The organism is Bacillus sp. OV166 (assembly GCF_900177675.1).
Classification (GTDB): domain Bacteria; phylum Bacillota; class Bacilli; order Bacillales; family Cytobacillaceae; genus Neobacillus.
On the sequence record NZ_FXWM01000001.1, the window covers coordinates 475,466 to 496,283 of the forward strand.

Consider the following 20,818-nt stretch of genomic DNA (forward strand, 5'->3'; position numbering starts at 1 on the left):
GATGGCACAACGATTATTACTGCTGAGCTATAAAGATCATTTGCACAAATGCCATTTAACAATAAATGAACCAAAAACAATAACAGTCGGAAATGATCGTTCCAACACGATTACCTTTCTCGATTTAAATCCAGGATTGTCCATTATGTGGGATGGAGCTGCATGCACAATCGGTAATCAGCAGCTGCAGGTTAACGAATGCCTTACATTAAACACTCATGACGAGCCGTTCCAGGTTTATATCAAGGAAGAAGCGGAGCGGTGTGTATACGATACAACAGAAAACTATAGTATTACTTTTGGTGCTAATGATTACGATGATGTAAGAATCGAGAACGCTGCCCTCGATTTTGTACTGATTCGCGAGCATTTGGGCGATCCTTTTAAACTTGAAATCTTTGAAGGTCAAATTTACCACAATTATGTTCGGACAACGGGTGTGGTGCTGCTAGAACCAGGAGACCAGCTTTTTTTTGACGGGATGATGATAAAGATTGGTCAGGAGGACCTTGAAATTCTAGGAGTCGACTCCATCATAACAACGAAATTAGTTCGTTTATTTGACGTTCACCATGATTTCGGCAGTCATTACCCTGATTATCATCGTTCACCAAGGATTATATACCGTGAGCCAGAGGAAAAACGGAAAATTGCTAAACCCTCTAATAAACCTGGAAAACCGAGTGAACAGCTGGCACGGGTGATTGTTCCGCCGCTTGTGATGATTGCAGCGATGATCATGGTCTCATTGTTTCTGTCGAATGGGCTTTATATCATCATTATGCTTGCTATGACAGTAACGACGGTCATTTTTTCAATCACATCCTATCTAAAAAGTCTGAAGCAATACCGCCTAGATATAAAAGAGCGGGATATAAGCTACCGCGAGTACTTGAAACAGAAAACACAGCAATTATATCAAGCTAGTGAAGAACAGCGGCATGCCCTCTATTATCACTTTCCAGATGTGGAGCAATTGGGTGTGATGGCAATGAAGGTTGATCCCCGAATTTATGAAAAAACCAGCTTGCATCATGACTTCCTTATGTATCGTGTTGGATTAGGGAGGGTTGATTCGAGCTTTGAGGTCGAATTCAATATCGAGGAGTTTACCCTTGATAAGGATGAACTGGTGGATGCAGCCCGCAATCTTCGGGCTCAGTATCTCACATTAGAAGATGTACCGGCAGCGACATCATTAATGAATGGACCTGTGGGGTACATTGGACAGCGTCCGCTTGTGCTGGAACAGTTACAAATGCTGGTGATGCAGGCTGCTTTATTTCACAGTTACCATGATGTTCAGTTTGTCACGATCTTTCCTGAAGCGGAAAAAGGGAAATGGGAATGGATGCGCTGGCTCCCGCATGCTAGTTTACGAGAACTAAACGTAAGGGGATTTGTTTATCACGAACGTTCTCGTGATCAGGTCCTTAACTCCCTTTATCAGATATTAAAAGAACGCAAGCTTGCTACCAATGAGAAGAGTAATAAAAGTGAGAAAATTCATTTCACTCCTCATTTTGTTGTGTTAATAACCGATGAAAAAATGATATTGGATCATTCCGTGATGGAATACTTTAATGAAGACCCGAGTGAATTAGGTGTTTCCCTTGTATTCGTACAGGATGTCATGCAGTCTCTTCCGGAACAAGTGAAAACGGTTATTGATATTCGTGATGCCACAACCGGAATGATGATCCTTGAGAAAGGTGAATTGGTCAATCGACGATTCACACCGGATCGATTTTCGGAAGGCTTTCATAAAGAAGATTTTTCACGGGCATTGGCATCGCTTAATCACCTGCAAAATTTAAAAAATTCGATTCCAGAAAGCGTGACCTTTCTCGAAATGTATGGTGTAGAGAAAGTGGAGGAGCTCGGTATTGATGGGCGATGGACACAAAATGAAACCTATAAAAGCCTGGCTGTTCCTCTGGGAATGCGTGGGAAAGAAGATCTTGTCCATTTGAACCTCCATGAAAAAGCACATGGACCACATGGTTTAGTGGCTGGGACGACTGGCTCTGGAAAATCAGAAATTATTCAGTCATATATTCTCTCGCTTGCAGTAAACTTTCATCCGCATGAAGCTTCTTTTCTGCTCATTGATTATAAAGGCGGAGGGATGGCAAATTTATTTAAAAATCTCCCGCATTTATTAGGAACAATTACAAATTTGGACGGTACGCAATCGATGCGGGCTCTTGCATCGATTAAAGCAGAATTACAAAAGCGCCAGCGGTTATTTGGCGAACATGATGTCAACCACATCAATCAATATCAAAAACTGTATAAATCAGGTGAGGCTAGAGTGCCGATGCCTCATTTATTTTTAATATCAGATGAATTCGCCGAGCTCAAATCTGAGCAGCCCGAATTTATGAAGGAACTTGTTTCGACAGCCCGTATTGGACGTTCCCTTGGGATACATTTGATTCTGGCTACACAAAAACCGAGTGGTGTGGTGGATGACCAAATATGGTCCAACTCTAAATTCAAGCTGGCACTCAAAGTTCAAAACGCCAGCGATTCGACAGAGATCTTGAAAACGCCGGATGCGGCGAATATCACACTTCCTGGTCGTGCCTATTTACAGGTCGGCAACAATGAAATTTATGAACTATTTCAAAGTGCCTGGAGCGGGGCTGATTATATTCCTGATAAAAACGAACAAGACTTACTGGACACAACGATTTACGCCATTAATGAACTTGGCCAATATGACATCCTCTCGCATGATTTAAGTGGACTATCAAATAAGAAAGACATTAAAAAAGTTCCAACAGAACTGGATGCGGTTGTTGAGTATATTCAAGCCTATGCAACGGAAAAAAGGATTGCTGAACTTCAAAGACCATGGCTGCCGCCATTAGAGGAGCGGATTTTCCTTCCTGATTTAAATGAAGTGAACTACACAAAAGCTTGGGATCAAAAGAAGAGATCGTTAGAAGTGACATTCGGTTTTCTAGATCTGCCTGAAAGGCAAGCACAAAAACCACTGACCTTGGACCTTTCTAAAGATGGCCATCTTTCTGTGTTTGCGAGTCCTGGGTATGGGAAGTCTACCTTTTTACAAAGTGTGGCCATGGATATCGCTCGACAGCACAGTCCGGAGAGAGTCCATTTCTATTTGATCGACCTCGGGACGAATGGTTTGCTGCCATTGCGGGAATTGCCGCATACAGCCGATACGATTATGGTAGATGAGGAAATCAAACTAGGAAAGCTTTTCCGCCGCCTGCAAAATGAGTTAAAAGAGCGAAAACAAAAATTAAGCAGGTATGGTGTGGCAAATATTCAAATGTATGAACAGGCGAGTGGGGAAGAAGTCCCCGTCATTGTATTACTTATCGATACATTTGATTCCATCGTCGATGCTGCCTATAGGGACGATTTTGAGAGAATAGCGGCACAGATTGCACGGGAAGGTGTCAGTACAGGAATCCATATGGTGATCAGTGCGGGGCGGCAAAGTGCCATGCGGGCACCGGTTCTGGCAAATATTAAGCATCAAATTTCGTTGTTTATGATTGATAGTATGGAGCCGCGGAATATTGTCGGAAGAACAGAGTTAACGATTGAAGAAGTTCCAGGACGCGGCTTAATTAAATTAGAGCAGCCAACCTTGTTTCAAACGGCTCTGCCTGTCGAAGGTAAAGACACGCTGACCATTATTAATCGGATTCAAGAAGAGAGTGAAGAAATGCGGAAAGCTTGGCACGGGGAGTTGCCATTACCAATTCCAATGGTTCCAGATGTCATTGAGTTTGCTTCTTTTATTGACAAACAAGCGACGAAAGCGATAGTGAAGAATGGCGGGATCCCTTTTGCCGTTGATTTTGAAAATGTAGAGCCAATGGAGTTAACTGTCATGGATGACCAAAACACATTAATCTTAAGTGATCGCATGGATGCTGTTGAACAAACGTATCTAACACTGATTTCCAGTATCTCTGTTAATCACCATATTGATGTGGGTTTAATCGATAATGTTTCTTCAAGGTTTAGAGTGTATAAGGAAAATGTAAATCTTTATGCGGACCATGCCGAAACCATGGATGTCTTGGTGGAGCGTCTGCAGCAACTATTTGAAACAAGGGAAGATGCCTTCCGTCAAGTGCAAACGGCTACCAGCAGCAAAGCGACAAGGAATGATTTTCTGAAGGAGATTCGTCCAATGATTGTCTTCATCACTGATGTATCATTCATTATTGAATCCATGTCGTTTACTAGCCAATCGACTCTAGCCAATCTTATCGAAACAGGAGCGAGAGCAGGAATTTATTTTGTAATTGGTGCTGTCTATGGTGCGTTAGAAAGACAATACGATGATATCGCCACAACAATGAAGAAACAAAAGACGGGCGTCTTAATTGGAAGAATAACGGAGCAAAACATTCTTGAGGTTCTAACAAGACCATATAAAGAGCCAAATTTACTTCCTTATGAAGCCTACTACATTAGACAGGGCAAAGCAGAAAAAATCAAAATTGCTGCCCCTTACCTAAAAAGAGAGGAAGTGAATGTCGGTGTTTGATTGGTTTAAAAGCGATACGGAGAGAAAAAGAGATGAGTATTACGAGCTGTATGAAAAACTCAAGAGTGCCATTTCAGAACATGATCATAAGGTATCGGAAGCAAATGCAGCCTACAGTTCATATCTAGGTGCTATTCCGAATCTATCTAATTCAAAAATACCTTCAAATGATTTTGAAATGAGCAGGGAAGAACTAACGGACAAGTTAAAGCAGTGTTTTCAGGCAGATCAGGAAAAGCGGAGTTCCCTGGCTGCCGCGAAAAATAAGGCATATGAACGATATGTCCATTATAAAAATTTGGCCATTAAAGAGGCGGAAGCGGAAAGAGTAAGGAGAGAAAAGGAATTGAAAGAGCTACAGGAGAGATTGGAGCGATTGATCAGTGGGGAGCGTTAGAATTGACGGGGATAAAGTAAATGAAGCGAAGGCCGCGGCGAAGGCATTAGAGCAATCGATTGAACAAACCTATGAATCTTGTGAGCAACTAATATCTTACCTTCATTCAGCTGAATGGAGCGGGAAATCTAGAGATTCCTTTTTAAGTTATCTGGAAATTATTCAAAAGTATCATCGTGATATGAAGTCCGCTGTCGCAAAACAAACAAAAGCGTTAAATAATTTAGATGGTTACGTAGATGATTTCCTTCAAGAAGGCTCAGTAAGGGAAGTGAAGAATTTATGATCGAACAATCGACAGATACGTTTTCAGCGGCTGAATTATACCTTTTAGCGGCAGCTTTTGGTGGAACGGTTCTTTTTGGCTTACCTGAGAAAAAAGTTTACCAATTAAAAGGTGAAGAGGTATTTAAAGAGGCACACGACCGGCTGATTGAGAAGAAAATCATCACACCAGAGGGGAAAATTACAAAATCTGGAGCACTGGTCATCCAAACCATTGAATTTTATCATCAAAGTAAGAAATACGTACGGATCAATAATCTTCTCTTTGCCTTCCGTGAACGTGATTGTGAAGAGGTCATTGTGCTGGTGGAGTTGGAAAAACAAGGTCACTATCAGTTACGCGTCACCTCGAAAGCGACATTATTAATAATGTTAAGTGAACAATTTCCGGTGATTGTAAGGGAACCAGTTGAAACTGAAAAAGCGTTCTTAAAAAAAGAATTATCTAATCAAGAAAGACGCGAGACCGAGAGTTTTGAGCCGGAAGAGATGTTTATGAATCTAGAATTCTTCCATCTTAAGGAGGAACATAAAGATCAATATAATTGGCACTATTATCAGCAGTGGCTCATTTTTACGAAAAACGAAAAGTTAATCATGGTCGATACGGTAAATAAAAAATATTATCATGCCAGTCAATATTGGTTTTTGAAAGTCCTATTTGACGAAATGGATTTCCCTTATAAGGAGGCGAAGTCATATGCTTAAAGCTGATGGGGGCGGTTCCAGCCTGCTGATTAATATAAATCCGGATGAGATGACAACCATTTTCACCTTTTTACAGGGGATTATTACGGAGCTAGAGACCAATGCCACACCGAGTATTGAAAAATTGGCGAACATCGATTATTACTTAGAAGGAAAAGCCAAAAAAGCAATGGATGTATATGCAGAAGCGAATCAGAAGGTAATGGATTTATACGATAATTACTCCCGTGCCGCTGCATTGGTGATTGATATCCTAAATACGATGATGCAGGCAGACGAAGCAATCGCGGAACAAATCATCGCAAAACTGGGGGTATGATGTGATGGATGTTAAATATATCCCGTCGGACTGGGAAAAGATGAAAAACGGCATTGGTGACTTAATCGGCCTGGGCCGCTGGGGAAAAGGGATGATTGATACTCTGAAAGATCTAAGTGATAATTTAGAGGATGCTGAGTCTGACATCGCGAACTTTGATAGTGATGGGGTTATATCCTTTCATCACACCGGTCAAAAAAGCAGGTACCAAGGATTATTTGAAGACTTCGAGATTTTACACAACTTTACCGGGAAGGTTGGAGAGATTGTTGACCGCACAATTGATCAGCCTTTCTATGAAGAAATGGATGCGTTTGTCGAGGCGATGCGGGACTTAACGATTTCTAACTATACGACAGAAAATCGTATCGGTGCAACCGAAACACAGTTCGTGTATGCAGGCTACGGTCCGGCGCAATCGTTTGAAGTTCCTAAAACAGAAGTAAGTCTCGATGATTTGTTCAGCGGAGATAATTTCTATGCAAGTCAAATGAAGCTGGAATACGATGCTTGGAAAGAACTTAATCCAGACCAGGAGTTTTCACAAGAGGAATATCAGCAAGCCATTGTAAACACCCGTGCCTTTGAGTACGAATCGATCCGAAACCAACAAGAAGACAAAGAATTTTGGGTGCAAATTGGGGCGTTAGTTGTTATTGTAGGGGCGACACTCATCTGTCCTCCGGCAGGCATGGCCTTAGGGGCTGCATATGGCGCAATGGAATTGGGTTCTGCTGTCTCCGGTAAGGATTGGGTATCAGGCCGGGAACTTGGGACATCGGAAAGATGGTTTCGCGGATTATTAGCCCCATTGGATATTGTTCCTGGTGTCAGCGGGTTAACGAAATTCAGCAGTACCGTAAGACTTGCGAGCGTAGGAGATAATATTGGACAATTAGGTTTAAAAGCAGGTGCTCAAGGAAGTTTCCGCCAAGGTGTTATACATATTGATAACATGGTAAAAACAGCCGGCCAGCAATCGGTGACACGTTTGAAGAATGCCTCAGCGGCAATACTAGATACGACAAATGTAATGAAAAATAAATTGGCAAAAGATACACTGGAAGCAGGTAGGTTAGTAGATTCTGCTATAACACAGGTGAAAAACATTACCCCGTCGCGGCGGATGGGCTTGGCGATTGACGATGCTGGTGATGTTGGAAAGGTTCGAATCCCTGTTGAGAATACCCATGCGGTGGAAAATAAGCTCAAAGATGTGTTGAGCAGGATTGATGGGGTTAATCTAGGAAGTAGAAGCGTTAAGGCGGCAGATCAGGCCGATGAAAGAATCTCAGAAAATATCTTAAAAGTTTTACAGGAAAATAATATCAGTGTAGAGGAATTTCAACGCATTAAGCTGACGCCAGTATCAGAATTGTCAGATCGTGAAATGAATTTAATCTTTTACCTTCGGGAGTCTGTAGAAAAACCATCAGAAGACACTTTAATGAGTAAGGTAGTACCAATAGACTCCATTGATGACTATCTAAGGAGAGAAAAGCCATATAAAACCATTGCCGGTTATGTAGCAAAGTATGAAGATGTTGCACATGTAACAGGTGACTATAAGGAAACCCTTGAGACGTTACGGTTGGATTATACGTATGAAAAAGATGGGGTTGTTATTAGAACATATCCGGATGATGGTGATTCTTATGCGGTCATCCGCTTTAAATACAGTGATGTGTCGGACAATTTGATTCAAATACCATATGGTACAGAATTTTATGGTTCAACGACTGATGCATATCCTTGTACACATAATGGCTTTTTAGGCGGAAGAAATGAAACGATTGTTCCTGAGTGGCAAGTGAAGGATTATGATCGGGCAAACATTCAAGAAGGTGCTGAAATGTATAGGGTGGTTGATGGCAAAGAGGAGAAAATTGCTATCTTTAAAAACGGCCGTTTTGAACCAATAGACTTTAATAATAATTAGAAGTGTGGGGGTATTATGGATAGATGCGTTGCTGTTTATGATAATAAGAAATATAAGGCCTTTGCAGCAAGGGTTAAAGGTCAAATAACGAGCATCAAATTATTTCTGCACCGAAAAGAACCTGGTTTTACATCTGCTATGTCTGCATACGATAAAGATTTACATGAAAAAGAAGTAAAAAAGGAAGAGGTTTCGGAGTTGTATCGGGAGTATTTTATCGCCCGATACAAAAATTATGAATTTTTTGTTACTCGTATTTTCCAGGATGATAAAGAGATGGAAATTGTGACGGCAGATTCCAATTTAGGCAGAGAGTGTAATCTCGATTATCAAGATAGAGATCTGTATACGAAAAGACTAGGATCTGATGATGAATATCAACTTATTCATGTAAAGGAAGATTATCTGAGCAAGAACACGATCCGAAGAGAAGTTACTATAGAGGAATGTTTTAAAATAGAAACTGAGCTTTTTGAATAAGGGGGGCTGGATCGATGACAGAAAGTTTTGTACAGGAAAAGATTGCTTTATTAAATAGATACGAAGAATCGTCAGAACAATTTCAGTCCTGTTATGAAAAAATTATCTTCGATATCGTCAAAACAAAAGACTTGTTTACGGTGGTAAGGAAGGAATCATCAGTAGAAAGTATCAAGGATGGGACGGCTCCCATTTTCTGCGGCATAGGCTATAACGATATTCCGAGCGTTTGGTTATTTACTGAGGAAACGATTGCAAAGGAATATACGAACCATTACAACTTGAAAAAAGATGAGGTTGGATTATATAAGAAAGTAGCCATTGAGGAATTAACGGTTTTTTTATTTAATGCGATGTTTTCTGGGGTCAGTGGATTAATTGTTGATGAAGGGAAAAATACGCTGACCACCAATGTATATGATTTAGTAAATACCTCATTACTAGCGATGCGGCGCCAGCCTGTTTTAGAAAAACAAGAATACAAGATTATGACTCTGTTTAATCAAATGAAATTTGGGTCAAAAAAATTATGGATCATACCTGCAAAAGAAACAACAGGGGAAGAGCTAATTTTTAATCAGTTTTCTCCGCTGCAAATTGAAAATACTATTAAAATATATGAAACTCAGGATGAATGTAAAAAAGAGTCGTTGCGGCATGGGTATAAAAATGAATTTTCAGCATCCGTCGACATAAACAGTCTGTATCAAGTATTAAACCATTCTATCAACAAGGGGATAGAGGAAGTACGTTTCGTTGGCAATGATTATGAAGTGAAAATGAGTTTTATAAAAGTATTAAATATATTGGCACGAATGAATGATCGAAAAAGTAGTTAAATTTAATATCATTATTACAAGAAGCTATGTTTTTCCTGATAGTTAAGGAGAAGCAAGATAGATTAAAGTCAGGATTCAAAGTAAATAGCTTTGAATCTATTTTTATAATCTCTTTTATCTTTACAATATAGATTGCCGAACAGTTCATCGCAAAACTGGGGGTATGATCGAATGGATGTAAAATATATCCCGTCTGACTGGGATAAGATGAAAGACGGCATTGGCGATTTAATTGGCCTGGGCCGCTGGAGCAAAGGGATGATCGATACTCTAAAGGATTTAAATGATAATTTAGAGGATGCTGAGTCTAATATCGCGAACTATGATAGTGATGGGGTCATATCCTTTCATCACACCAGCCAAAAAAGCAGGTACCAAGGATTGTTTGAAGATTTTCAGGTATTACATAGCTTTACCGGGAAGGTTGGGGAGATTGTCGATCGTACAATTGATCAGCCGTTCTATGAAGATATGGATGCGTTTGTTGAAGAAATGCGTGATTTAACGATTTCCAACTATACGACGACTAATCGAGTCGGGGCGACAGAGACTCAATATGTCTATGCAGGTTACGGTCCTGCTCAATCGTTTGAAGTACCTAAAACGGAAGTAAGCTTGGATGACTTGTTTAGTGGTGATAATTACTATGCTAATCAAATGAAGCTTGAATACGATGCTTGGAAAGAACTTAATCCAGACCAGGATTTCTCGCAAGAAGAATATCAACAAGCCGTTTTAAATACACGTGCTTTTGAGTATGAATCCATTCGGAACCAACAAGAAAACAAAGAATTTTGGGTGCAAATTGGAGCGTTAGTGGTCATTGTTGGAGCGACACTCATTTGTCCTCCAGCAGGCATGGCCTTAGGGGCTGCCTATGGTGCAATGGAACTTAGTTCATCTGTTTCCGGCAATGATTGGGTCTCTGGACGGGAGCTTGGGACAGGGGAACGCTGGTTCCGCGGGTTATTAGCTCCGTTGGACATTGTCCCGGGTGTGAGCGGTTTAAACAAATTTAGCAGCACCGTACGCCTCGTACATGTGGGAGATTCATTCGGCCAGCTAGGCTTGAGAACAGGGGTTAAAGCGGGTCTTCATCAAGGAGTCACTGATATTGATAACATGATCAAAACTGCTGGTCAACAATCGATGACACGATTGAAGAATGCCTCGGCTGCCATAAAAGATGCAGCTGATGTTGTGATAATTAAGCTGGCAAAGGATACAATTGAAGTAGGAAGACTAGCGGACACAGTTATAACAGGTATAAATAACACAGTCCCTTTCCCAAAAAGACTTGTGGTAACTTCAACAGGTGAAAAGGTGTATTTCCCTGTAGAAAAAAGTCCAGCCGTGGAGAATTCTTTAAAAGATATAATTAGTAAGATTGATGGAATTAATTTTGAGGTTGCTGCAAGTAAAGGTAAGAACAATGGTAAAAATATAATAAATGATACCATTGTCAAAGAGGTTAGAGAGATAGATTTTGGAGAACATATAATAAAGGGGAAAAATGGAAAAAAAGAACTCCTGCCGAATATAAAATATATAACAAATGATAACTATAAATACACTACTGACGATCTTGGGCGTATTATTGATGTTGATGCTCCTGAGCTTGTATTAAAAAAGGCTGATAGAAATAAATATGCACAAGCCAATGTCGGGGGAGAGGATAGATTACCAGATGATGATGGCGGTCATTTAATTGGAGCACAGTTTAATGGACCGGCTGATATTGATAATCTAGTACCTCAAAATAGTCAAATTAATAGACGTGGTGGAGTCTGGTATGAGATGGAGACAGAATGGGCAAATGCACTGAAAGAAATACCACATAAAAAGGTGTCTGTTCAAATTGAACCCATTTATACCAAGACATCAATGCGACCAGATTCATTTATGGTAGAATACGAGATTGATGGGGATTACCCAGTGATTCGTGAGATTGCGAATAAATCAGGAGGTTGACAATGATGAGCTTTGAACAAAAATTAAATAAATTATATCAACAAATAGCTCAAAAGATTAATGATATGATTCCGGTTGAATGGAGTAATTTTTACTTCAATGGAGAAGTGAAGGGGAAAGAAGGAGGAGTTTTTTTCTTTTTCACACCAAAAGTGGATAATGAAAAAGCTGTTTTTTCACATTTTATCCCCAAATTTTATGGTGTAGATAAGAGACTCTATAATACTGCACTTCATGAATTATTTGAACTAACCCATGCACTTCAAAAGGTATTTATTGATAATGACCAAGAACCTTGGTTTTCGGTCACGATGATAGTAAATGAATCCGGTAAATTAAATGTGAAGTTTGATTATATCAACTGGACTAATAGTGATTTCGGTCCTTCTGCAAGAATTAAATACTTTGAGTATAAATATATAAATCAAGATAATAACGTGCAAGACTTAGAATTAATAGTGAGAATGAAAGAATATGAAGAAACAAACAAATAGCTGGATAAAATACCTTTCCTACTAAAACTAGAACTAAAAAAGGGGTTTTTGTATGGTAAATAATATAAGAGGTGGAATTATGCTTAAGTCTGGTGACTATGCAATAATTAATAATTTCGAATATGAAATATACGATAATGGTGATGACACTTTTAATTTAGTAACAAATGATCCTCAATCTATTAAAGAAGGATTTAGTAAGGATAATTTTTCCAATATCTTTTTTAAGATTATTAATGTAAAAGATCTTAAGAACGCTTTTAATGTTAAAACGTATGGAAAATATAAGAATGTAGAGATAAATGTGCATAAGGAAAATGAAAATCAATTTCTGGTTGGTACTTCCGATTCTTCAATAGCTAAAACCTTAGGTTTAGATAGAACTGATAAATATTATTATGAAAAATGGGTGCCAAAAGAAGATGTACAGTTATTTGAAGTCAGAAAGCCACTCATATTTTAAAATGAGCTGTATAGCATTATAAATATAATCAGGAAATATGGGTCGTTAATAAAGGATTCAAAGTCAAATGAGCTTTGAATCCATTTTTATATTCCCTGATACCAAGGTTTTTCCTAATAGTTTAGGGATGAATAGATACGATATGCAGGCGGACGAAGCGATTGCTGAACAAATCACTGCGAAACTCATAAAAGAAAAAACAGCAATCAATCCAAAGAATTTATAAATTAAGAGTCTACTATTTTTTCGGAGTAGGCTTTATTTATAAAGGAATATTTTAGGAGTATATAGAATACTTAAATAGATTGCCCAAAAATAGGTATAAACCCAGCCAAGGAGGAGTCACCTTGTCTCTTGAACAAATGAATCCCGTGATCGAAAAAATACTAGTAAACATTGAAAAGGTTATGATTGGAAAACGAGACGTTGCTGAACTTAGTCTTGTTGCCCTGTTAGCTGGCGGCCACGTCTTGTTAGAAGACGTACCAGGTGTCGGGAAAACGATGATGGTTCGTGCCCTGGCAAAGTCTGTGAATGCCAACTTCCGCAGAATTCAATTCACACCCGATCTATTACCATCCGATGTAACCGGAGTCTCCATATATAATCCAAAAGAAATGGAATTTCAATTTCGTCCCGGTCCGTTAATGGGGAACATCATTCTTGCCGATGAAATTAACCGGACATCCCCGAAGACACAGTCGGCACTCTTAGAAGGGATGGAGGAAGCGAGTGTAACCATTGATGGAATAACCCATCAACTGAACAAGCCCTTTTTCGTTATGGCAACGCAAAACCCAATCGAATATGAAGGGACATACCCGCTTCCTGAGGCACAACTTGACCGTTTTTTATTAAAAATGAAAATGGGTTACCCGGACTTACAAGAGGAAATGGAAGTGTTGAACCGAGCACAAAGGGTCCCGCCGATTGAGGATTTAACGCTAGTGATTGACCTTGAAGGCCTCCGCGATTTACAAAAAGAAATTAAAGATGTCTTCGTCGATGATACGATTAAGCGTTACATTGTCGACATTGTCAATCGCACAAGGGGCCACGGCAGCGTCTACCTTGGGGCAAGCCCAAGGGGTTCAATTGCCTTAATGAAAGCAGCGCAGGCCTATGCGTATATGTTTGGACGTGATTATGTCCTGCCTGATGACATTCAATATTTGGCCCGTTTTGTCTTATCCCATCGGATCATTTTAAAATCAGAGGCAAAGTTTGAAGGGAATACTGCTGAAGAAATAGTCAACCGGGTGGTTGCAAGAGTTCCTGTACCGGTCCAAAGGTTAGTGAAATAGAATGAAAAAGCTCTGGATTCCAATCAAAAAAGTGTGGAAGTTTATCCTGTTACTTTTTTTGATTCTATTAACCTTTTCTTACGCGATGTTCCAAGGGGGTTTTGTCAGCTGGTTTTTATTTTATAGCTTTTTACCCTTTGCGATCTATTGTGTGGCCATAGCCTTCTACTCCTTAAATGAACTTGAAGTCACAAGAACATTGCAAAAATTAGATTACAACGCGGGGGAACCTTTAAGGGTGGCAGTTACAGTAAAAAGATCAAAATCCTTTCCGTTATTTTATTTACTTGTCGAGGACAACTTAGATGATTCCTTGAAATTTGCCAATCAGCAAAAGAAACCAAAGGCACTTCTTTTACCGGGATTGAAAAAGGAATTTTCTTATGAATATATCATTGAAGAGCTGCCGCGCGGTGAACATTTTTTTCAGTCCTTTACCTTAAGAATCGGTGATCCGCTTGGATTATTCGAAAAAGAAAAAAGGGTAACTTCAGAGGGCAAAATTATTGTCTATCCAGCTTATTCAGATCTATTATATCGATCATTTGAAAATCAGTATGATCAAGGTTTGACCGCATCAAGGGAACGTGTGCAGCGCGATACTTCAATGGCTACGGGAGTAAGGGACTACCAGCCGGGTGACAGATTTTCGTGGATTAACTGGAAAGCCTCTGCGAAACGAAACGTACTAATGACAAAGGAATTTGAGCAGCGGCAATCACATGATGTTTTTGTCGTCATGGACTGTGTACCAGATAACCATTTTGAGCCTTTGGTATCCTTTACGGCCTCATTACTGAGGGCTATTTTGAAAAAAGGAGCCCAGACTGGTCTTTTAACAATCAGCAGCGATCGAGCATCGTTCCCGATCCGAGGAGGAGAACAGCATCTCCAGCAACTCTTTTATCATTTAGCAAAAATAGAAGCGAAATGTATCTCACCTTTTGAAAAGGTGTTAGATACAGATGGTCTTTTTATCCAACAAACGGTTTCGTTTATGCTTGTCACTGCACAGATAACTAAACCCTTGATTGAAAAAGCAAGTTTCCTTGGACAACGAAAAGGAGGAACCATTACGCTTTTTCTAATAAAGGGGGAGAAAGTATCCCCAACAGAAAACGAAAGATCACTTATTGCAATGGCCAATGCACGAGGGGTGCGGATTGTTATGGTTCATGAAGGCGAACACAAGGCAGCCTTTTCGGAGGTGAACTTTTTTTGATTAAAAGGGATTATCCATCGTTTCTGTTATATACGTTTGGTTTTCTATTATTATGGGAGTGGCTTCGTCCAGTTGAACAATTAACGGAAACGGAACATATTGAAACATTTATTATGTTCCTGATTATTTCGTTTGGCCTCTCTTTTTTACATCTAAAATGGATTTGGCAATATCTGATTAAAATGATATTTATCTTATATTCTATCAACCGCATCCACTATGATGAAGGGTTCTTTCAGTTTGGCTGGGTTAAGTCCTTATTAACGGATGTGATCGATAATATTGGCTTGATCGCTGCAAGGGACTGGAACGACTTATCCAATGAGTTCCGGACACTATTATTCTTTGTCCTGCTTTGGATAATGGTCTATTTAATTAATTATTGGCTCTTAAACCGGAAGCGAATATTTATCTTTTATCTTATGACATTGATTTATATTACCGTGTTGGATACGTTTACCCCTTATAGCGCAAAAGCGGCAATTGTCAGAACAGTGGTGGCCGGTTTCGCGGTGATGGGGATGCTGACGTTTTACCGGATTATCCAGAGGGAGAATGTAAACACCGAGCCAGCTTTCTTTCGAAGGTGGATGGTGCCGCTGGCAGTAATGATTGCATTTAGTGTTTTTCTTGGAATAGCAGCACCAAAAGCTGAACCGATATGGCCCGATCCTGTTTCCTATTTAACAGCTAATAACGATAAAGTTCCAGAACGCAATCTTAGTGGTGTGCATCGAATTGGCTACGGAACGAATGATTCGGCATTAGGCGGTCCATTTATAGGGGACAACAACCCGGTTTTTAACTATGAAGCGAACGGAAAAAATTATTGGAAGATGGAAACGAAGGATGTGTACACAGGAAAAGGCTGGCTAACATCTGGGACAACGCCCATTTCCTTCCGTCAGGAAGACCTCGTCCCTGTTTATTCATTGCCTAATACAGTGGAGACCATTAAGGAAACTGCCCGTGTCATGACAAATGTGAAATATAACTACAATTACCTTATGTATCCTGCTGGAATTACCAGAGTGTTAAAAATCCTGCCCCTGGATCCAAACGGCAATAGATTTGAAATGGATACAACCAATGAGAGAATTAGCGTGTTCAATAATGAAGTTCCTACCATACCACAGGTCTTTACAGTTGAATTTAAAACACCCAAATATAAAGCAAAGGATTTAGTGCAAACAACTAGTTTTGATCCGACAAGCATCAACCCTGAATTTTATGAAAAGTATACCCGACTGCCTGAGGAACTGCCACCAAGAGTTAAAGAGTTAGCAGAAGAAATTACTGCCTCAAAATCGAATTGGTTCGATAAAGCGAAGGCAGTGGAGAGTTATTTTGGAAAAGCGGAATTCACATACGACCAAAAAAATGTTGCGGTGCCTGACACCAACGATGATTATGTCGATCAGTTTTTATTTGATACAAAAAGGGGTTATTGTGATAATTTCTCCTCATCCATGGCAGTTATGCTTCGAACACTGGGGATTCCCACTCGCTGGGTCAAAGGGTTTACGGGTGGAGATTTTCTCCAATATAGTGATGAGGCTTCAGGGGTACAGGTTTATGAAATAACAAATAATAATGCCCACTCCTGGGTGGAGGTCTTTTTTCCAAATCAAGGCTGGGTCCCATTTGAGCCAACAAAGGGCTTTTCAAATGAAATCATCATCAATTATGAATCAGCAGCGACATCATCATCTAATCCGCAAACCAGCACACCAACTGTGAAAAAGCCTCAGCAGGAAAATCTTGATGATACGAAGGCGTCAAATGATTCGAATCAATTCTCTGATATCAAAAGAATATGGACTGATTCAAAATTGTTTTTGAAAAATAATTGGATGCGGATGGTTCTTATATTCATACTCTTAGCAGGAGTATCTACGATTCTTTATCGGGTCCGTGGGAAGTGGGTTCCGTACTTGCTGTTAGCGGTTTATCGGTTCAAGAAAAGGGACGAAAGTTTCGGGGCTGCCTACCTGGCTTTATTAGAACAGTTCGATCGCTACGGTTTAAAGCGGAAGGAGAACCAAACACTGAGGAACTATGCCCGTTATATTGATTCGTTCTTTTCGACGAGAGAGATGTCGCGATTAACAGCTATTTATGAAAATTATGTGTATCATCAAAACCTGCCAAAGGGAACTTGGGAAGAATCGCATGAATTATGGGAAAATTTAATCAAAAAAACAATTGCTTGACCAGAAAAACGACCTATTGTTACAATATGTACTATTCAATGTCTAGCGCAAGCTATTAGTGGACTTCGCTAAATGGGTGTGCGTTTTTCAAAATATGTACGTTTTCTTCATATATCCTCGATAATACGGATCGAGAGTCTCTACCGGGTCACCGTTAAATGACCTGACTATGAAGGCGGAATTTTTCTGTGAGCTTTTTTTCGAGGAGACTAGAATTCTGCCTTCCTGATATTTAATGGGGGGAGAATTCTAGTTTTTTTTATATCATTTGTTGTTAAGGTTAATAATAACTATATCTTGAGAAAATTGGGGTGGATGCTTTGACAGGAAAGCATGAAATGATTATTGTATTAGATTTTGGGAGTCAATATAACCAGCTAATTACTCGCAGGATTCGCGAGTTTGGGGTATACAGTGAACTGCATCCGCATACGATTACAGCTGAAGAAATTCGCAAATTGAACCCAACTGGGATTATTTTTTCCGGCGGACCAAACAGTGTGTACGATGAAAATTCCTTCCGTTGTGATGAAGAAATATTTGAAATGGGTCTGCCTATTCTCGGAATTTGTTACGGGATGCAACTAATGACTGTCCATTTCAATGGGAAGGTTGAAAAAGCAAGCCAACGTGAATACGGAAAAGCAACTATGACGGTGCAGCATGAATCAGCGCTATTTAGCGGCCTGCCTAAAGAGCAAACCGTGTGGATGAGCCATGGCGACCTTGTGGTAGAAGCCCCTGCAGGTTTCACTGTTGACGGCACGAACCCTACCTGCCCGATTTCCGCAATGAGTAATGAAGAGCGAAAGCTATACGCTGTTCAGTTTCATCCGGAAGTACGTCATTCTGTTTATGGGAATGAATTGCTTAGAAATTTTGTTTTTAACGTTTGTAAAAGCAGCGGCGATTGGTCAATGGGGAACTACATTGAAATCGAGATGGCGAAGATTCGCGAACAGGTTGGCGATAAAAAGGTGCTTTGTGCCTTAAGTGGCGGGGTTGACTCTTCCGTTGTTGCCGTGTTAATTCATAAAGCAATTGGTGACCAACTAACTTGTATTTTTGTGGACCATGGTCTTCTCCGTAAAAATGAAGCAGAAAGTGTGATGAAGACTTTCTCTGAAGGCTTCCATATGAATGTAATCAAGGTCGATGCTAAAGAACGTTTCCTATCGAAGTTGGAAGGCGTTTCTGACCCAGAGAAGAAACGGAAAATCATCGGCAATGAGTTTATCTATGTATTTGATGATGAAGCAACAAAGCTTAAGGGCATCGAGTTTTTAGCTCAAGGAACGCTTTATACCGATATCATAGAAAGTGGTACAGCTACCGCGCAGACGATTAAATCACATCACAATGTAGGCGGCCTGCCAGAAGATATGCAGTTTACATTAATTGAACCATTAAGCACCTTGTTTAAAGATGAAGTCCGTGCGCTTGGAACAGAGCTTGGCATTCCGGATGATATCGTCTGGAGACAGCCTTTCCCTGGCCCAGGTCTAGGGATTCGTGTCTTAGGGGCTATTTCAGAGGATAAACTTGAAATCGTTCGGGACTCGGATTGGATCCTTCGTGAGGAAATTAAAAAGGCTGGGCTTGACCGAGAAATATGGCAGTATTTCACCGTACTTCCAGACATTCGCAGTGTCGGGGTAATGGGTGATGCTAGAACTTACGATTATACCATCGGTATCCGAGCGGTTACCTCGATTGACGGGATGACATCCGATTGGGCAAGAATTCCGTGGGATGTCCTTGAAGTCATTTCAACGCGTATTGTTAACGAAGTAGCGCATGTGAACCGGGTAGTGTACGACATTACCAGCAAGCCGCCAGCAACGATTGAGTGGGAATAAGAAAAGCGATAGAGAAAGAACCGGGACTATAGTTCCGGTTCTTATTTATTTTAGGAGTGAAATATTCCCGAACGATTTTAATTTTAATTTTAAAATCGTTCGTATTTTTTGTTTACAAGATGTTTTTTTCCTGCTAAAATAAAAAACGAGTTAAGAGAATATAATAATTGCATCGTATAATCTTGGGGATATGGCCCAAAAGTTTCTACCGAGCCACCGTAAATGGCTTGACTACGAGGCAGTGTCATTAATAAAGAGGCTAGCTTCCTTTTCCTCTTTTATTGCACATGCCTAAAGTCACGCTCCGGTAGAATATGCCGGAGCTTTTTTTGCATAATAAAGAAAAGAACCATAGGGGGAAAAGAAATGCAAAAGTATTTTGAGTTTGAGAAACACGGTACAAATTATCGCCGCGAGTTTATTGGTGGACTGACCACCTTCTTAGCGATGGCTTATATACTAGTTGTTAACCCTTTAACATTATCATTAGCATCGATAAAGGATTATCCTGATGCTTTACGAATGGATTATGGTGCTGTATTTGTGGCGACAGCTCTTGCATCAGCGATAGGATCGATTGTCATGGGACTTCTCGGAAAGTATCCATTAGCACTAGCCCCAGGAATGGGCTTGAATGCGTTCTTTGCTTATACAGTTGTATTAGGAAGCGGGATTCCTTGGCAGCATGCCCTTGGCGCAGTGCTTATCTCAGGTGTATTTTTCTTCTTATTAACACTCACTGGCCTGCGAGAAAAAATCATTAACGCCATTCCAGTTGATTTAAAACACGCAGTTGGTGCTGGGATTGGCTTATTCATTACCTTTATCGGATTACAAAATGCTGGTATTGTGGTCAATAATGATGCAACACTTGTTGGTTTAGGAGATTTGACAGCAGGACCTACTTTGCTTGCTATTTTTGGGATCGTCGTTACAGTAATTATGATGACAAGAGGTATTAATGGTGCCGTCTTTTATGGAATGGTGATCACAGTAATCGTCGGAATGATCTTCAACTTAATTGATATGCCGCATAAAGTAGTTGATTCAGTTCCAAGTTTAGCGCCGACCTTTGGTGCAGCATTCTCTTCGTTTGGAGATAGTTCTTTTTATACAACTGCAATGCTTGGAATTATTCTAACCTTCTTGTTTGTTGATTTCTTTGACAATGCTGGTACACTTGTCGCAGTAGCGAACCAAGCGGGAATTATGAAAGACAATAAGCTGCCTCGAGCTGGACGCGCATTAATTTCGGATTCGATTGCAACAACTGTCGGTGCAGTACTTGGTACATCCACTACAACGTCTTACATTGAGTCATCTGCAGGGGTCGCCTCTGGAGCGCGAACTGGGTTTGCAGCTTTAGTAACAGCCGGATTCTTTATCTTATCGCTATTCTTCTTTCCGTTATTATCGGTTGTTACAGCACCTGTAACGGCACCTGCGTTAATTATTGTTGGGGTATTAATGGTATCTTCATTAGGGAAAATTGATTGGCAGCGTTTTGAGATTGCTGTTCCAGCATTCTTAACGATGATTGCGATGCCACTGACTTACAGTATTGCCACTGGTATTGCTGTTGGGTTTATCTTCTACCCAATTACGATGATCGTAAAGGGCAGAACAAAAGAAATCCACCCGGTCATGTACTTCTTCTTTGTAATCTTTGTACTATATTTCATTTTCTTAAAATAAGTCAAAAGGAACTGTGGCCTGCCACAGTTCTTTTTTATTGGGTTGAGAGGGATGAAGTTTGAATAACTAGTCGTAAGTTCATGTAGCTGT

The 20,818-nt window shown here is 40.1% G+C and carries 17 protein-coding genes and 2 riboswitches; all 17 genes read left to right on the top strand.

The genetic code is table 11. From position 1 onward, the window contains the following. Window position 1: 1 nt before the first annotated feature. Window positions 2–4,540 (top strand): type VII secretion protein EssC, encoded by a 4,539-nt coding sequence (essC, locus tag CCK98_RS02375; RefSeq protein WP_088085122.1) that lies wholly within the window; start codon window positions 2–4, stop codon window positions 4,538–4,540. Next, complete coding sequence (locus CCK98_RS02380) at window positions 4,527–4,937, top strand: hypothetical protein (protein ID WP_142292111.1); 411 nt, start codon at window positions 4,527–4,529, stop codon at window positions 4,935–4,937. The genes essC and CCK98_RS02380 overlap by 14 nt, the downstream gene beginning before the upstream one ends. Further along, window positions 4,924–5,223: a WXG100 family type VII secretion target gene (locus tag CCK98_RS02385; RefSeq protein WP_088085124.1), complete on the top strand. Its 300-nt coding sequence runs from the start codon at window positions 4,924–4,926 to the stop codon at window positions 5,221–5,223. The genes CCK98_RS02380 and CCK98_RS02385 overlap by 14 nt, the downstream gene beginning before the upstream one ends. Continuing rightward, window positions 5,220–5,930: a DUF5081 family protein gene (locus CCK98_RS02390; protein ID WP_256942231.1), complete on the top strand. Its 711-nt coding sequence runs from the start codon at window positions 5,220–5,222 to the stop codon at window positions 5,928–5,930. The genes CCK98_RS02385 and CCK98_RS02390 overlap by 4 nt, the downstream gene beginning before the upstream one ends. Then, entirely contained in the window at window positions 5,923–6,249 is a 327-nt protein-coding gene (locus CCK98_RS02395; protein WP_088085125.1) for a hypothetical protein, read from the top strand. Before CCK98_RS02390 ends, CCK98_RS02395 begins: the two co-directional genes overlap by 8 nt. Before the next feature lie 4 nt (window positions 6,250–6,253). Then, window positions 6,254–8,188 (top strand): hypothetical protein, encoded by a 1,935-nt coding sequence (locus tag CCK98_RS02400; RefSeq protein ID WP_142292112.1) that lies wholly within the window; start codon window positions 6,254–6,256, stop codon window positions 8,186–8,188. A 15-nt stretch (window positions 8,189–8,203) separates the two neighbouring features. Next, window positions 8,204–8,668: a hypothetical protein gene (locus CCK98_RS02405; RefSeq protein ID WP_088085127.1), complete on the top strand. Its 465-nt coding sequence runs from the start codon at window positions 8,204–8,206 to the stop codon at window positions 8,666–8,668. A gap of 14 nt (window positions 8,669–8,682) precedes the next feature. Beyond that, window positions 8,683–9,507 carry a hypothetical protein gene (locus CCK98_RS02410; RefSeq protein ID WP_088085128.1) on the top strand — a complete coding sequence of 275 codons (825 nt, stop codon included), beginning with the start codon at window positions 8,683–8,685 and terminating at the stop codon, window positions 9,505–9,507. Window positions 9,508–9,678: 171 nt separating this feature from the next. Next, window positions 9,679–11,478: a DNA/RNA non-specific endonuclease gene (locus CCK98_RS36025; protein ID WP_088085129.1), complete on the top strand. Its 1,800-nt coding sequence runs from the start codon at window positions 9,679–9,681 to the stop codon at window positions 11,476–11,478. Between the two features lie 2 nt (window positions 11,479–11,480). After that, window positions 11,481–11,972 carry an antitoxin YezG family protein gene (locus CCK98_RS02420; protein WP_256942232.1) on the top strand — a complete coding sequence of 164 codons (492 nt, stop codon included), beginning with the start codon at window positions 11,481–11,483 and terminating at the stop codon, window positions 11,970–11,972. A 52-nt stretch (window positions 11,973–12,024) separates the two neighbouring features. After that, window positions 12,025–12,435 carry a hypothetical protein gene (locus CCK98_RS02425; protein WP_088085130.1) on the top strand — a complete coding sequence of 137 codons (411 nt, stop codon included), beginning with the start codon at window positions 12,025–12,027 and terminating at the stop codon, window positions 12,433–12,435. Window positions 12,436–12,502: 67 nt separating this feature from the next. Further along, on the top strand, window positions 12,503–12,661 hold the full coding sequence (locus CCK98_RS35100; protein WP_179195688.1) for a hypothetical protein: 159 nt from the start codon (window positions 12,503–12,505) through the stop codon (window positions 12,659–12,661). Window positions 12,662–12,797: 136 nt separating this feature from the next. Then, entirely contained in the window at window positions 12,798–13,739 is a 942-nt protein-coding gene (locus CCK98_RS02430; RefSeq protein ID WP_088090259.1) for a MoxR family ATPase, read from the top strand. 1 nt (window position 13,740) lies between these two features. Then, complete coding sequence (locus tag CCK98_RS02435; protein ID WP_088085131.1) at window positions 13,741–14,961, top strand: DUF58 domain-containing protein; 1,221 nt, start codon at window positions 13,741–13,743, stop codon at window positions 14,959–14,961. Continuing rightward, entirely contained in the window at window positions 14,958–17,174 is a 2,217-nt protein-coding gene (locus CCK98_RS02440) for a transglutaminaseTgpA domain-containing protein (RefSeq protein WP_088085132.1), read from the top strand. The genes CCK98_RS02435 and CCK98_RS02440 overlap by 4 nt, the downstream gene beginning before the upstream one ends. A gap of 87 nt (window positions 17,175–17,261) precedes the next feature. Further along, window positions 17,262–17,364: riboswitch (purine riboswitch) on the top strand. Between the two features lie 148 nt (window positions 17,365–17,512). After that, complete coding sequence (guaA, locus tag CCK98_RS02445) at window positions 17,513–19,033, top strand: glutamine-hydrolyzing GMP synthase (protein ID WP_088090260.1); 1,521 nt, start codon at window positions 17,513–17,515, stop codon at window positions 19,031–19,033. 152 nt (window positions 19,034–19,185) lie between these two features. After that, window positions 19,186–19,287, top strand: a riboswitch (purine riboswitch). 112 nt (window positions 19,288–19,399) lie between these two features. Continuing rightward, on the top strand, window positions 19,400–20,728 hold the full coding sequence (locus CCK98_RS02450; protein WP_088085133.1) for an NCS2 family permease: 1,329 nt from the start codon (window positions 19,400–19,402) through the stop codon (window positions 20,726–20,728). Window positions 20,729–20,818 lie beyond the last annotated feature (90 nt).

Bases quoted from the DNA above. Each gene is read 5' to 3' on its own strand.
- essC (WP_088085122.1), top strand. From the start codon at position 2: ATGGCACAACGATTATTACTGCTGAGCTATAAAGATCATTTGCACAAA.
- CCK98_RS02380 (WP_142292111.1), top strand. From the start codon at position 4,527: ATGTCGGTGTTTGATTGGTTTAAAAGCGATACGGAGAGAAAAAGAGAT.
- CCK98_RS02390 (WP_256942231.1), top strand. From the start codon at position 5,220: ATGATCGAACAATCGACAGATACGTTTTCAGCGGCTGAATTATACCTT.
- CCK98_RS02395 (WP_088085125.1), top strand. From the start codon at position 5,923: ATGCTTAAAGCTGATGGGGGCGGTTCCAGCCTGCTGATTAATATAAAT.
- CCK98_RS02400 (WP_142292112.1), top strand. From the start codon at position 6,254: ATGGATGTTAAATATATCCCGTCGGACTGGGAAAAGATGAAAAACGGC.
- CCK98_RS02405 (WP_088085127.1), top strand. From the start codon at position 8,204: ATGGATAGATGCGTTGCTGTTTATGATAATAAGAAATATAAGGCCTTT.
- CCK98_RS02410 (WP_088085128.1), top strand. From the start codon at position 8,683: ATGACAGAAAGTTTTGTACAGGAAAAGATTGCTTTATTAAATAGATAC.
- CCK98_RS36025 (WP_088085129.1), top strand. From the start codon at position 9,679: ATGGATGTAAAATATATCCCGTCTGACTGGGATAAGATGAAAGACGGC.
- CCK98_RS02420 (WP_256942232.1), top strand. From the start codon at position 11,481: ATGATGAGCTTTGAACAAAAATTAAATAAATTATATCAACAAATAGCT.
- CCK98_RS02425 (WP_088085130.1), top strand. From the start codon at position 12,025: ATGGTAAATAATATAAGAGGTGGAATTATGCTTAAGTCTGGTGACTAT.
- CCK98_RS35100 (WP_179195688.1), top strand. From the start codon at position 12,503: ATGAGCTTTGAATCCATTTTTATATTCCCTGATACCAAGGTTTTTCCT.
- CCK98_RS02430 (WP_088090259.1), top strand. From the start codon at position 12,798: ATGAATCCCGTGATCGAAAAAATACTAGTAAACATTGAAAAGGTTATG.
- CCK98_RS02435 (WP_088085131.1), top strand. From the start codon at position 13,741: ATGAAAAAGCTCTGGATTCCAATCAAAAAAGTGTGGAAGTTTATCCTG.
- guaA (WP_088090260.1), top strand. From the start codon at position 17,513: ATGATTATTGTATTAGATTTTGGGAGTCAATATAACCAGCTAATTACT.
- CCK98_RS02450 (WP_088085133.1), top strand. From the start codon at position 19,400: ATGCAAAAGTATTTTGAGTTTGAGAAACACGGTACAAATTATCGCCGC.